Annotated in this window: 12 protein-coding genes and 1 pseudogene; 9 read left to right on the forward strand and 4 right to left on the reverse strand. The window is 44.2% G+C overall.

What is annotated here, in order from left to right; genetic code table 11:
- Positions 1 to 77: 77 nt before the first annotated feature.
- Positions 78 to 602 (forward strand): ABZJ_00895 family protein, encoded by a 525-nt coding sequence (locus A7325_RS08085; protein WP_068406722.1) that lies wholly within the window; start codon positions 78 to 80, stop codon positions 600 to 602.
- Positions 603 to 770: 168 nt separating this feature from the next.
- Positions 771 to 1,331 carry a DUF421 domain-containing protein gene (locus A7325_RS08090; protein ID WP_068406725.1) on the forward strand — a complete coding sequence of 187 codons (561 nt, stop codon included), beginning with the start codon at positions 771 to 773 and terminating at the stop codon, positions 1,329 to 1,331.
- 174 nt (positions 1,332 to 1,505) lie between these two features.
- On the opposite strand, the gene A7325_RS08095 is transcribed toward A7325_RS08090, so the two are convergent.
- Positions 1,506 to 1,952: a DUF2147 domain-containing protein gene (locus A7325_RS08095; protein ID WP_068406728.1), complete on the reverse strand. Its 447-nt coding sequence runs from the start codon at positions 1,950 to 1,952 to the stop codon at positions 1,506 to 1,508.
- Between the two features lie 275 nt (positions 1,953 to 2,227).
- Here A7325_RS08095 and rlmH point away from each other — a divergent pair, with 275 nt between their 5' ends.
- Positions 2,228 to 2,716 carry a 23S rRNA (pseudouridine(1915)-N(3))-methyltransferase RlmH gene (rlmH, locus tag A7325_RS08100; protein WP_068406749.1) on the forward strand — a complete coding sequence of 163 codons (489 nt, stop codon included), beginning with the start codon at positions 2,228 to 2,230 and terminating at the stop codon, positions 2,714 to 2,716.
- A gap of 116 nt (positions 2,717 to 2,832) precedes the next feature.
- Positions 2,833 to 3,753, forward strand: coding sequence for a DODA-type extradiol aromatic ring-opening family dioxygenase (locus A7325_RS08105; RefSeq protein WP_082894352.1), 921 nt, complete (start codon positions 2,833 to 2,835; stop codon positions 3,751 to 3,753).
- Between the two features lie 93 nt (positions 3,754 to 3,846).
- On the opposite strand, the gene A7325_RS08110 is transcribed toward A7325_RS08105, so the two are convergent.
- Both A7325_RS08110 and A7325_RS08115 read right to left on the reverse strand, forming a co-directional pair.
- The gene (locus tag A7325_RS08110; RefSeq protein ID WP_068406731.1) at positions 3,847 to 5,340 is read right to left on the reverse strand and encodes an amidase; all 1,494 of its coding nucleotides are present in this window, start codon (positions 5,338 to 5,340) and stop codon (positions 3,847 to 3,849) included.
- A 213-nt stretch (positions 5,341 to 5,553) separates the two neighbouring features.
- Positions 5,554 to 8,835, reverse strand: coding sequence for a DNA translocase FtsK (locus A7325_RS08115; RefSeq protein WP_068406734.1), 3,282 nt, complete (start codon positions 8,833 to 8,835; stop codon positions 5,554 to 5,556).
- Positions 8,836 to 9,419: 584 nt separating this feature from the next.
- On the opposite strand from A7325_RS08115, the gene trxB reads away from it, so the two are divergent.
- From trxB to A7325_RS08130, 3 genes are all read left to right on the forward strand, one after another.
- The gene (gene trxB / locus A7325_RS08120; protein WP_068406737.1) at positions 9,420 to 10,442 is read left to right on the forward strand and encodes a thioredoxin-disulfide reductase; all 1,023 of its coding nucleotides are present in this window, start codon (positions 9,420 to 9,422) and stop codon (positions 10,440 to 10,442) included.
- The gene (gene aat, locus A7325_RS08125; protein WP_082894353.1) at positions 10,443 to 11,285 is read left to right on the forward strand and encodes a leucyl/phenylalanyl-tRNA--protein transferase; all 843 of its coding nucleotides are present in this window, start codon (positions 10,443 to 10,445) and stop codon (positions 11,283 to 11,285) included.
- Between the two features lie 104 nt (positions 11,286 to 11,389).
- Complete coding sequence (locus A7325_RS08130) at positions 11,390 to 11,827, forward strand: MerR family transcriptional regulator (RefSeq protein WP_068406740.1); 438 nt, start codon at positions 11,390 to 11,392, stop codon at positions 11,825 to 11,827.
- A gap of 47 nt (positions 11,828 to 11,874) precedes the next feature.
- Here the strand turns inward: A7325_RS08130 and rimI are convergent, their stop codons facing one another.
- The gene (gene rimI, locus A7325_RS08135; protein ID WP_082894354.1) at positions 11,875 to 12,360 is read right to left on the reverse strand and encodes a ribosomal protein S18-alanine N-acetyltransferase; all 486 of its coding nucleotides are present in this window, start codon (positions 12,358 to 12,360) and stop codon (positions 11,875 to 11,877) included.
- 148 nt (positions 12,361 to 12,508) lie between these two features.
- Here rimI and A7325_RS08140 point away from each other — a divergent pair, with 148 nt between their 5' ends.
- Both A7325_RS08140 and A7325_RS14260 read left to right on the forward strand, forming a co-directional pair.
- Positions 12,509 to 12,949, forward strand: coding sequence for a transposase family protein (locus A7325_RS08140; RefSeq protein ID WP_068406746.1), 441 nt, complete (start codon positions 12,509 to 12,511; stop codon positions 12,947 to 12,949).
- Positions 12,950 to 12,957: 8 nt separating this feature from the next.
- A pseudogene (locus tag A7325_RS14260) lies at positions 12,958 to 13,067 on the forward strand (hypothetical protein); the annotation flags it as partial.

Below are 13,067 nucleotides of genomic sequence, written 5' to 3' on the forward strand. Positions count from 1 at the left end.
TAAAAAATAATAGTGAACAGCTCAATGCTTAATATTTTTTAGCAACTTATGCTTTACCCTTTATAAAGGTTATTTTTATGGCACGCAAACCAATGCAGCTTAGCAAGCGTCTTAGTTCAGCAAAAGATACTCAAACAGTGGGCAATACTTCTGACAATCCAAACTTAATGCCGCCTAAAATGGCACCATATATCGGATTCTTTGCGGTGGGTTATGTTTTGGCCAGTGCCATATTTATGATGGTACAAACCAAATTTGCCTTAAACTCACAGCTGGTCACTGTCGTATCCATCATCGTCGGCGCTTATATCGCGGTGCATAAATTTATTAAGCATCAACAGCGCGCGCTAAATAAAAAGGAAATCAATCGCTTGATGTTTGGCGGCGTTGCGGTGGTTTGGCTACTAACGGTGATTTATTTCTTAGGTATTTGGTTTTTCTTATTTGATGCCGTGAGCCGTGAGGTATTAACCGAGATGGCTATACAGCGACCGCTACCGCTGCTTTCGGCATTGGTGATGATATTGGTGCTGAGCTTAGTCAGCGCGCGTCTTAGTATCTTATTAATCAACCGCCTCCTTAACCCTAAGCATAGCCGCTAATCGTTAAGCCCTTTGAGTGCCTGCCATTATTGAGTGCCTATAGAGACAACCTAATACAAATTTTTTGCCCTATTAATGATGAAATTCCGTTACGCTGTTTGTAGCCAAACCATATTTGCTAGCGACAAAACAGCGGACAGTATTTTATGATTAATAGGAGCCCAGATAATGGACATGCTGCTTTTTGACAATATAGAAAAACTTGGGCGCATTATCTTAACAGCGGTCATGGTTTATGCGTTAATTGTGTTAATTACCAAAGTATCTGGCAAACGCTCAACCTCGCAGCTTAATAACTTCGACTGGATTGTGACAGTGATGATTGGCTCTTTGAGCGCCAGTACGATTTTACTCGAAGAAATCCCGTTTATCGAAGGCAGCGCCGCTATTGTGACCTTGTATTGTTTACAGTTTTTAGTGACTAAATATGCTTCTGTCTCAGCCAGTTTTAGTCATCTTATTTTATCGGAGCCGCGGATTGTTTTTTATCAAGGGCAATTCTTACCAGATGCCATGCGTGCTGAGCGCCTAACGCGTCAAGAGCTAGAAAGCGCGATGCGTTCTGAAGGGATGAATAGTTTTGATGATATCGAAGCGATTGTTTTTGAGTCAGATGCGACATTGACGATTATTCCAAAACCTACGCCCTCGGATAGTAAAAACGTCGAGCAACAGAGTGATGACGGCGTATCAGAAACCATCAAGCCGCTAATGTCAAATGATGACTAGGAAAGATGCTCTAAGGGCTTTAAGGTGATAGCGTTTTAAAATAAAAGCATTGAGTTAAAATCTAAAATTTAAAATATGAAAAAAGGACAGCACATATCAATCTGCTATCCTTTTTGTTTTACAAGTTTGTTTTACAAGTTTGTTTTACAAGTTTGTTTTACAAGTTTGCTTTAATTACTTAATGCGCTGCCACGTTTGCGAGCGACCAAAGACAGGTGTGCCGACATAACCGCGCAGTTTTAAGCTTTGACCATTATCACTCAAGGTTAGCTTACCAGAGTAAGTTTTTCCCGACTCAGGGTCGACCAGCTTACCGTCACTCCACTGGTTATTACCATCGGCTTTTAGACCTGACAGGATCTGTAGGCCTTCAACCGGTTTGTTTTTTAGGCTGCCAGGACATTTGGTACAAAGCGCGTCTGCCTTTTCTTTATTCAATACTTTGATGATTTTTCCTGAAACTTTACCACCGCTTTCGGTCAATTGAATAACGGCTTTTTTCTCGCCAGTTTTATCATCAATGGTTTGCCACTGCGTGCCGTTTAAAGAAGCAGCAAACACAGAGGTTGAGAGTAGCACACCTGCGCTAAGTGCTAATAGGCTTGATATAGTACGGTTCATGAACGACTCCTTTCGTTTAAATAATATTGCAAACTATCTTATGCTCTATCAAAAAGACGGTACAGGGTTGCTTACGCTTTTTTTACCATTCAACGATAAGACTATGTAAAGATAAGACCATGTAACGATAAAAGCAATGAGTTTAAAAAAAGAACAACTGTTGGTCAAATGCTAGTAAAGCATAAAAAAATACTTTGTAAAAGGACTGTTTGTTACAATACCTTAAGCGCAGAATCTTTTTGTTACATTTAACCATTATAAAAGTGGTCTATATTATGAAAGTAAGAATATTGAGTGTTGGAAATAAAATGCCCAAATGGGTACAAACTGGTTTTGATGAATATTTTAAGCGTATCCAGCCCATGCTTAATACCGAAATCGTAGAAATTGCCGCCGCTAAACGCGCCAAAAACCCCTCAGACGCCAATTTGGCGCAGTACCGTGAGCAAGAAGGTCAAGCGATATTGGCCGCTCATGCTGCGGCTGGACGCGAGCAATTATGGGTGCTCGACGTAAAAGGTAAAATGCTCTCAACCGAACAGCTGGCTGAAAAATTGGCTGATGGCATGCAGCAAGGCGATGATATTGCGTTGGTCATTGGCGGCGCTGACGGCGTATCGCCAGAGGTATTGGCAAAAGCAGATGTGAAATGGTCGTTATCGGCGCTGACGCTGCCGCATCCTTTAGTGCGCGTGGTATTAATGGAACAGCTGTATCGCGCCATGAGTATCAATCACAACCATCCTTATCATCGCGGTAATTAAAACCTTTATAAAAACAGTCATTTGCTATAAAAATCAACCATGCCCTATCAAAAATAATGGCGACGCGTCATGGTAAAACGGATTGAAATATAGGCGCGCGCCCTAATAAATGCACCATGAAACATCCTAAACCTGCGACACCTAAAGCCATGACCGCTGCTTTGCAACCTGAGAGCGAACGTCAAAATACAACAACATCCAAGCCAGCACCCATTACCTCAGCGGCTGCTTGGACAGACACGCCTGCGCTAGCAAGGGCCATAACGCCCTCAAAACAGGCTAAACTGCCCGCGCTATTTATCTCGCATGGCGCTCCGACGCTCGCCATCGAACAATCGGCAACCACCAGTGCGCTGGCACGTATCGGTCAAAACTTGCCCAAACCGCGCGCCATTATCATTATGTCGGCGCATTGGCAGTCGGCTAAACTTGAAATCAGCAGCAATCCGCGACCAAAGACGTGGCATGATTTTTCTGGCTTTGCGCCCGAGCTCTATGAGTTGCAATATCCAGCAGCCGGCCAGCCAGCGCTTGCGGAGATATTGGCGCAGCAGCTAACGGCACGCGGTATTATCTGCCGTGTAAACCCTTTACGCGTCAGTGACCACGGGGTTTGGGCGCCGCTTTTACACCTGTATCCTGAGGCTGATATACCCATCGTGCAAATATCCTTGCCACGCCATTATGACAGCATCGCTTGCTATCAGTTGGGCGCGCAGTTGGCGCAATTGCGCGCCGAGCAAATCCTTTTGATTGGCTCGGGCAATATCACCCACAATTTACAGGCATTACGTTGGCAAGCAGAGAGTATCGATGAGACTGCCAAAGACTTTAAACTTTGGCTATTGCAGCAACTAAAAACGGATATTCCAAGCGCTTTAGATTGGCAGCAATATCCTAATTATCAAAATGTACATCCAAGCGATGAGCACCTGTTGCCATTATTTTTTGCTTTAGGTGCCGGTCAACGCGTCTCTGTGGTGCATCAAAGCATGGCGCATCACAGTTTGGGTATGGATATTTATCGCTTTGATTAGTGCTTCATTTACATTAAACTTTTAATCAAAGCGTTTTTGCTAATCTCTACTTTTTAATATAGAAGTTATCAAAACTTTTTTTATCATATAAAACTACTTTTCAAAAGCCAGTTTGGTAAACATGCCAGCACGCTCCATCTCGCCTGCGATATTAAATAGCGTCGTTTCATCATTCATGCGCCCAATCAGCTGCATTCCAATCGGCAGACCCTTTTTGCTCATGCCAACAGGTAATGACATCGCTGGTAAGCCCGTGACATTACCCAAGATAGTAAAGCCCATTTTACCAAGTACTGGGGCGCTGAGCTTTTCAATCATACCTGAGCTAAAGGCAAATCTGCCCATGTTAATGCCTTTATTGAGCAAGCCTGCGCTGCGCATCAGTGTTTCATCCATACGGCTTGGCGGTAGCACGCCATGCTTGACTGCAGGCGTTGGCACGGTCGGGCATAAAATCATATCATAGGTCTCAAGCAGCAAGCCCGTTTGATATTGGCTATCGTGCCAGCCATGCTTAGCGTGGGCTAAATCAACGGCGGATAATGAGCGCCCAAGCATCGCCATATTATACGTCTGTGGCTCAAGGTTTTGGATATGCTGCGCACCGTAACAGCGCTCGATATTATCAATGGTAAAAGCGGTATGGGCACAGACCACCACTAAAAAATCATGCCAAAATTGCTCAATATTAATATTTGGCTCAGCTGGGACCACACGATGACCCATGGCTTCTAGTTGCTTCGCGGTTTTTTCTAATACAGCAAGTACTTCTTTATCGACCTCTGTATTGGCAACCGATGGCTGTTGATGCAGGGCGATGGTTAATTGCCTTGGCGCGCGCATGGCTGCTTGCAAAAACGTGCCGTCGGGTGGTGCAATGACGTAAGGCGCACCGATTTCTGCACCGCTTGTCGCATCAAGCATCGCCGCGCTATCGCGCACACTTCGCGTAATCACATGGTCAGCGACCGCCCCTTCCCAGCCTTCACCAATTTCTGGGCCCATAGGATTACGGCCTCGACTAGGTTTAAAGCCAAACGCGCCGCACCATGCTGCCGGAAAGCGTATCGAACCACCGCCGTCACCTGCGCCTGCCATTGGCACGATACCACTTGATACCGCTGCGGCACTACCGCCCGATGAACCACCTGAGCTATAGCCTTTTTTAAAGGGATTGTGTGTGACGCCATGAGCTTTGGGCTCAGTGGTAATAATCAAACCAAATTCTGGCGTATTGGTTTTGCCAAAGGTATTGACGCCAGTAGCTCTCATACGCTTAACGATTTCGCTGTCGCTTTCTGATACGATATTGACGCTGCGACTGCCCATGGTAATTGGCTCATCGGCAAAATGAAACGATAGGTCTTTGAGCAGATAAGGGACGCCGTTAAAGACGCCTGTTGGCAAGCCTTTTTCTGCAGCAGCATAAGCACGCTCATCAAAGCGGTGGATAATGGCGTTTAATTTAGGATTGAGCTCATTGGCTTGATTAACGGCGGCATCTAACAATTCTTTGGCGCTGACTTCCCCTGCATTTACCAGCGCTGCCAACGCTAATGCATCATATTGAGTGTATTCTTTAAACATAACTGACCGTCCTTGGAGAGTAATAGATTCATCTTTTTTTAACTTGTTGCTTATTTTTTTATAAACACTCACCAGTTTAGTATAAAAAATGACGATTTATAATCGATAAACAAACTCATTGGTCATTCAGTTCCTAATACTGTCGCTCTCCCATAAAAAAAGACGAGACACTTTCGTTACTCGTCTTTTTTGAAACATTGAATCTATTAATCTTTACATCAACAGCTCACGCTTACCACTTTTGCCCATCGAGCTGACCAAGCCAGCCTCTTCCATCGAGTCAACGATACGCGCCGCGCGGTTATAGCCGATGCTAAATTTACGCTGGATACTAGACGCTGATACTTTACGCGTTTCCATGATAAAGGCCACAGCGTCATTATATAAATCATCATCTTCACCAGACGCATTTGCCGCACTACCGCTGCCACTGGGGCTAGATAGCTCAAAGTTGCCGGCCATATTATCAATATAGTCGGGTGCGCCGCGTTCACGCCATGCATCACAGACACGGTTGACTTCTTCGTCGCTGACATAAGCACCATGCACGCGGTCAGGCTCAATTTGCCCAGGGCCCAAGAACAGCATATCACCGTTACCAAGCATGTCTTCTGCGCCGCCGCTATCCAAAATCGTCCGCGAATCTACTTTCGAGTTGACGCGTAACGCCGCCCGCACCGGAATATTAGCTTTAATCAAACCCGTGATAACGTCAACCGACGGCCGCTGAGTGGCAAGCATCAAGTGGATACCCGCAGCCCGTGATTTTTGTGCTAATCGCGTAATAAGCTCTTCGGCTTGCTTGCCGACCTGCATAATCATATCAGCAAACTCATCGGCGACAATAACAATCATCGGTAAGGTTTTTAGCTTGGGCGCTTGGCTGATACTGACGCTATCGTTCGGTCGCCATAAGGGATCGAGCATTGGATTCCCAGATTTTTCAGCGGCGATGACTTTTTTATTAAACTCGTTAAGTTTACGCACTTTTAATAAACTCATCAGCTGATAACGGCGCTCCATCTCTGCCACGCACCATGACAAGGCGCTGGCCGCTTCGGTCATATCAGTGACGACAGGCGTTAACAGATGCGGAATATCATTATAGTTGGCAAGCTCGAGCTGCTTTGGATCAATCAAAATCATACGCAGCTCATTTGGTGTATATTTGAGCAACATTGATAGCAGCATCGAGTTGACCAATACAGATTTACCAGAACCTGTCGTACCAGCAACGAGCATATGCGGCGCGCGCGCAAGATCAGTGATAATCGGCTTACCGCCGATATCTTTACCCATCGCCATGCTAATTTGCGCTTTGGGGTCTTTAAATTTTTCCGTATTTAATAGCTCAATCAACCGCACCATTTCGCGCTTTTTATTGGGCACCTCGATACCGATATACGGCTTACCCGGAATGACCTCGACCACCCGCAACGACGCCATCGATAGTGAACGTGCCAAATCGCGTGAAATACCCGTCACCTTGCTGGCTTTAACACCAGGCGCAAGCTCTACTTCAAAGCGCGTCACCACAGGGCCTGGAATGGCATTGACCACGTTTGCTTTGACATTAAACTCTTGCAGCTTAATCTCTAACAACTCTGACAATTGCTCGAGCTCAGCCAAGGTATAGCTTGGCTTACGGTCAGGGTCTGGCTTATCTAAAATCGACAGCTCTGGAATCGGCGTCAGGCTGCTACGATAAGCGGCGGTTTGCATCGAGCGTGATTTTTGACTAAAAGCAGCATCATCACTGATATGCGGCATCACTGGAAGATCGGTTTCGTCAGCTCGGATATCATCTTCTGGCACCATGTCGGTAATATGATTACTGCTATCGCCCTCTGGCACCGCAAAGCTTACGGTCGGTTTAGCGGGCGCCGGAGTAGCATTGGCCACCGAAGTACCAGTGTCCACCGTTGGTGCTAATTTTGGATTGGCAGGCGGCGTATTGGTCGGCGTCATGTCAACGGTTTCACTGATTTCATCGGCTGGAGCAGCGTTATCTGTTTGCCAGTCTTTCGTCACTTCATGTTGAGTTGACAGCACTTCATGTTGAGTTAAAGGCTCAGAGTTATCGGTAAACTCAGAGTCTTCGATAGACCAAGCGTCAGAGAAGTCATCCATTGAATCATCAATGTCATTACCGATTAAATCCTCTGCGACTTTTTGCTCCTTGGCAAAAGAGGTCTGCATTACTGGCGCTTCAATGACGGTTTGTTTCTGGTCTACCTTAGACGCTACTGGCACTGCGCCGTGTTCTGCTAACCACGCATCTGCTAAGTTATTAACTTCTAAGCTATCAACTCCTAAATCAACGCTTTCTGTCATTTCATCTTCATTAGCAATATCATTAATGTCATCAAAAGCAACAGACGTAGCAGCAGAATCGTAACCAAACGTCTCTTGCTCAGCCATTGCTTCACGCGCCAACAAGTCCTCAACCGTATCGGCATCGTTCCAAGCAAAACTTGGTTCAACTTTACGTGCAGGAGCGGTAATAGAATTTACATTAGCTGTTTTTATAGTAGCCATTGACGCTTGCGATTGATTGGCATGACTAAAATTACTTGGATTAGCAGAAGCGGTTTGTAATTGCTCATCTTGCGCTGCGCTATTCGTTGCCGTTTGTGCCACTGCTGCCGCAGCTGACATAGATGCTTTAACGCTAGCACCGAGACCCGATGTCGCTAAGAAATCTTTTAATACGTTGTTAAAGCGCCCACTTTTATCGGCGGTTTGAGCATGACTAGCATGGTCAGTAGCTGGCAAATCGAGTGGTAACTGCTCAAAACCTTGCGCCGCTTTTTCATCAACCACACTTTCATCATTTTGCTGTTGCTCATACGCTGTTTGCGTGGCTTGTCTATTTGCGCGTTTATTATCTCTATCTTGAACCGCAGTATCTCGAGCCGCAGTATCACGCCATGACCACGTCTTAATTTTCTGATAAATCGCTAACCAATGAATATTAAAAGCAAAAGTGGCAGTAATCACCACAAATACCGTCAAAAATATTACACTGCCCCACTGCGATAACAACTGTGCCAAACGTGCTTGCAGCTCAAGCCCAATAATACCGCCAGCAACCCCTTTTAGCCCAGACGTTATCGGGTCTGCCACTTGCTGTACTAACGCCACCAATTGCGCAAATAAGGCGCTGGCACTTAAGAGCAAAAATACATAAGCGACGACACGTAATAACCAAAACGTTGGTTTATTATCCCACCAAATCAGCACCGACTCATAAACCAAAAACGCCAGCAACCACCAAGCACCAAAACCAAAAAAGCTATAGAGCAAATCTGATAGCCAAGCGCCCATCTCGCCGCCCATGTTATTCACAGTCGTCATGTCACTGCTGATATGCGACCAGCTCGGATCGTTACCCGTATACGTCATCAAAATGATGAACAAATAAACCGCCAGTATTAACCCAAGCAGGGTAAATATGCCCTTTTTTAAATACTCAATAAGTGGTGCTGATATCACGTAAGATCTGCCTTGTTGTCAATACTCGTTGCTAATGCTCGTTAGTGCTGGTTATTAATATAAATGCTTGTAGCTTATGATTAAAATTTTTCATGTTGAAATGATTTTCTACTATTAAGTGGCAATGTATAAAAGCAGTGTATAAGTCATCATCTAACTTGCTGCGTTATTCACTGACCACTACGCTTGCATAACTTCTTATAATAACAAATACATAGGCGTAGTGGCGACAGTGTTATCAAGAAAGCGCAGAAGAAAATCAATTATTAAGCCGATGAGCAAAAAATGCAGTCATTAACCGAACATTCGCCACACCTTTCAGTAATAAAGCAGTGGGCAATGAAAAAGTATGCTTTCATTTTAAGAACAGTTTTTAAGCGCTCCGTGCTTTGATTCTAATGATACCCATATTCATTTTAGCAAACTTGCACTTTTTGCCCTCAGCCCTTATGTTATTATCACATAGCGATAAGAAAAACCATATTCATCGCCACTTTTAGCGACTATTTTTTATAACATTTATCATTTGTACCACGTATTCTAATTTTTATATTTCTTATTTAGATAGCAAGCAAGGAAATTTTATGGCAACTGATAACACGGCTCCGCGCCACGAAAAACTCATTATATTAGGCTCAGGCCCTGCCGGTTACGCCGCTGCCGTTTATGCAGCACGCGCCAACCTAAAACCTGTTATGGTCACCGGTCTGGAAGTTGGCGGGCAGCTAACCACGACTACTGAAGTCGATAACTGGCCAGGCGATGCGCACGATTTGACCGGTCCTGCGCTTATGGATCGTATGAAAGCCCATGCCGAACGCTTTGGCACCGAACTGGTCTACGACCATATCAATGAAGTCGATTTAAACGTACGCCCTTTTACTCTAATCGGTAATAACGGTAGTTACACTTGTGATGCCCTGATTATCTCAACGGGCGCCTCTGCGCAGTATTTAGGCTTAGAGTCAGAAAGCAAATTCCGCGGCCTTGGCGTATCAGCTTGTGCTACCTGCGATGGTTTCTTTTATAAAAACCAGAAAGTCGCGGTCATTGGTGGTGGTAATACCGCCGTTGAAGAAGCTTTATATTTATCAAATATCGCTTCTGAAGTGACGCTAGTCCATCGCCGCGACAGCTTACGCGCTGAAAAAATCTTGCAAGATAAGCTGTTTGAAAAGGCCAAAAACGGCAACGTCAAAATCGAATGGAACCACAAAGTAAATGAAGTGGTCGGTGATGATATGGGTGTCAATGGGTTGGTCATCGAATCGATGATTGATGGTAGCACTAAGCAACTGGACGTATTTGGTATGTTTGTCGCCATTGGGCATAAGCCAAATACAGATTTATTCAAAGGCCAGCTAGATATGAAAGACGGCTACTTAATCGTTAATAGCGGTTTAAATGGTAATGCCACCCAAACCAGTATCGAGGGCGTATTTGCCGCAGGTGACGTCGCTGACCACGTTTATCGCCAAGCGATTACCTCGGCGGGCACTGGCTGTATGGCAGCGCTTGATGCTGAGAAATATCTGGACGCTATGGGTGAAACAGTCGCTCGTGACCACACTTATGCTTCCACATTGACTGAAGATAAAGAAGCATAAATGAGCGATTTTGCTAAAGATAACGACCGCATTGATATTAATATTAATGCGGCTGCTATAGCGCCTGAAACTTTTCGTCAATACATAAAAAGTCTTGGGCGTTATAACTTTCCCGATCCTATGATGGTTGATCCTGATGGCATCGGTATCGTTGCTGTCGGCGGAGATTTAGCACCGGAAACGCTGATTTCCGCTTATGCGCAAGGATTATTTCCATGGTTTAATGAAGATGACCCTATCGCTTGGTGGTGCCCTGAGCCGCGCTGCGTTATGCTGCCAAAGGATTATAAACCTAGTAAATCACTACGCAAACAAGCGAATCGCAGTCGTTGGCAATTGACCCTCAATCAAGCGTTCGATGATGTTATCCATGCTTGTAGCTTACCGCGTAGCGATGGTTTCAATGACGCGCTACCTGAGGGCGAACATACTTGGATTCATAGCGAGATGATTGACGCCTATACTGAGCTCCATGCGCAAGGCTTTGCCCATAGCATTGAAGTTTGGGATGATAAACAGCAATTGATTGGCGGTTTATATGGCTTAAAGATAGGCGGTATTTATTTTGGCGAGTCGATGTTTCATGTTGCTTCAAATGCTTCAAAGCTCGCCTTTTGGGGCTTAATGCGTTTATGTGAGCAAAGCCATGTCCAATTGGTAGACTGTCAGCTACCAAACGACCATCTGCTAAGTTTGGGAGCTGAAACCTTGCCACGCGCTAAATTTTTGCTGAAGCTAGATACTTTAATTGGCAGCCGTTCCGTTAAATGGCAAAAGGACTCCCATCAACCGTTAGCGGTCTCATTACTTGATAAACCTCAACCGTGGCAATCAAAAATATAAAGTAAATTTAAATGAATTTATTTTTAAATAAATATAGTAACGAAGAATACTTTCTATCATTTTTAAACAATTAGTAAGTTAGCTATTTTACTTACGAGGTCAGCATGGCACCCGATACAGCATTTTTATTGATTGGCACACTAGCGACGCAGGCCAATACTACCAAAGATACCATTCGTCATTACGACCAATTGGGACTACTAAAATCTCGCAAACGCCAAGCAGGCTCCCGGCTTTATACCGAGTTTCATCCTGAATGCGTCGAGCGTATCGAGCTGATCAAAAGTGCTCAAGCCATTGGTTTTACATTAACTGAAATCAAAGACAGCTTAAATGATTATTACGATGGTCAGCTTGATATTGATTTGCAGCTAAGCCTTACGCAGCAGAAATTGGCGCAAGTTAAAAAACAGCAAACGACGATTAATTTGATGATAGAAATGTTGGCTGAACGCATCGAGGTGCTCGAACATATGAAAACCGATAAAAACTATCTTTCTAATATCGAGATCTGCAAAAAGAAAATACCGCCCCAAGCATGATTTAACTCTTTTTTAAACAACTATTTGCTCTTCTTAACAACCAATTGCTAATCATAAACTCGTTGCATGATTAATGCATCGACAGAAGGTTGGTGTGGCAGTTGATAATAACCCTTTCGCTTATGAATGACCGTAAGCCCTTGCCGCCCATATAAAGCAAGCGCTGGCGCATTGTCTGCGCGCACTTCTAATAATAAGCTCTCTACCTTATTATTTATTAACTCATTATTTAATGTAGCAAAAAGCTGCGACGCAATACCTTGACGCTGATAATCAGGATGGGTGCCGATACGTAATATCTCTGCTTGCTCAAAAACCACTTGATATAAACAATAACCAACGATCTTATAGCCTGCTTCCTCTTCTGGTTTATACACTATCAGTATATGCATACTATCTTGTATAAGCATCTCAGCCAATGTTTTCTCAGTCCATGGGTCTTCTGGCTGTACGAGCGTTTCAATATTTGCGACTGCTTGAAGCGCTTGTTGTCGCTCTAAGGTATTGGTTGCTAACTTATCGATAATAAACACCACTTTTCCTTCTATTTTTCTTATGCCTTAACGGCTATGTTAGCGTAATTTTTAAACTTATTCATAAATGACCTTCTATATATTAGACCTCTTGCAAAAGTAGCAAAGGGAATTAAAATAAGAAGACACTCATAACTTTTTAGGAACCATGCCAAACATAGATAAGCTACTCAAACAAAGTGACGCTGGTTTTAAACGCTATACAGGCATTCATAAAGCCACCTTTTATGACATGCTTGAGGCCATGCAAGAGCATGAAGCATCTAAAACCAAATCAGGCAGACCAAGCGTGCTCAGTCTTAAAGCACAAATACTATTAGCCCTGACTTATTGGCGTGAATACCGCACGCTTTATCATATCAGTATGGACTTTGGTATTCATGAATCTTCTGCTAGCCGTATCATCCGTAAAGTAGAAGACATCCTGATTGACTCTGGCAAGTTTGAATTGCCCAAAAAGCTCCCTAGTCGCGTCGATGATGACATCAATTGGAGCGTCGTCATTGTTGATGCGACCGAAACCCCAATTGAGCGTCCAAAAAAAACCAAAGCGACTACTATAGCGGTAAGAAAAAACAACATACCTTAAAAGCGCAGGTTATCGTTCATTGGCAAACAGGGTTGATACTTGATGTGCAAACCTGCAAAGGGTCAATCCACGATTTTAAGCTCTATAAAGATACTTGTCCTGATTGGCTTCCTGACAA

Source organism: Psychrobacter sp. SHUES1 (assembly GCF_001652315.1).
In the GTDB taxonomy this organism is placed as follows: domain Bacteria; phylum Pseudomonadota; class Gammaproteobacteria; order Pseudomonadales; family Moraxellaceae; genus Psychrobacter; species Psychrobacter faecalis.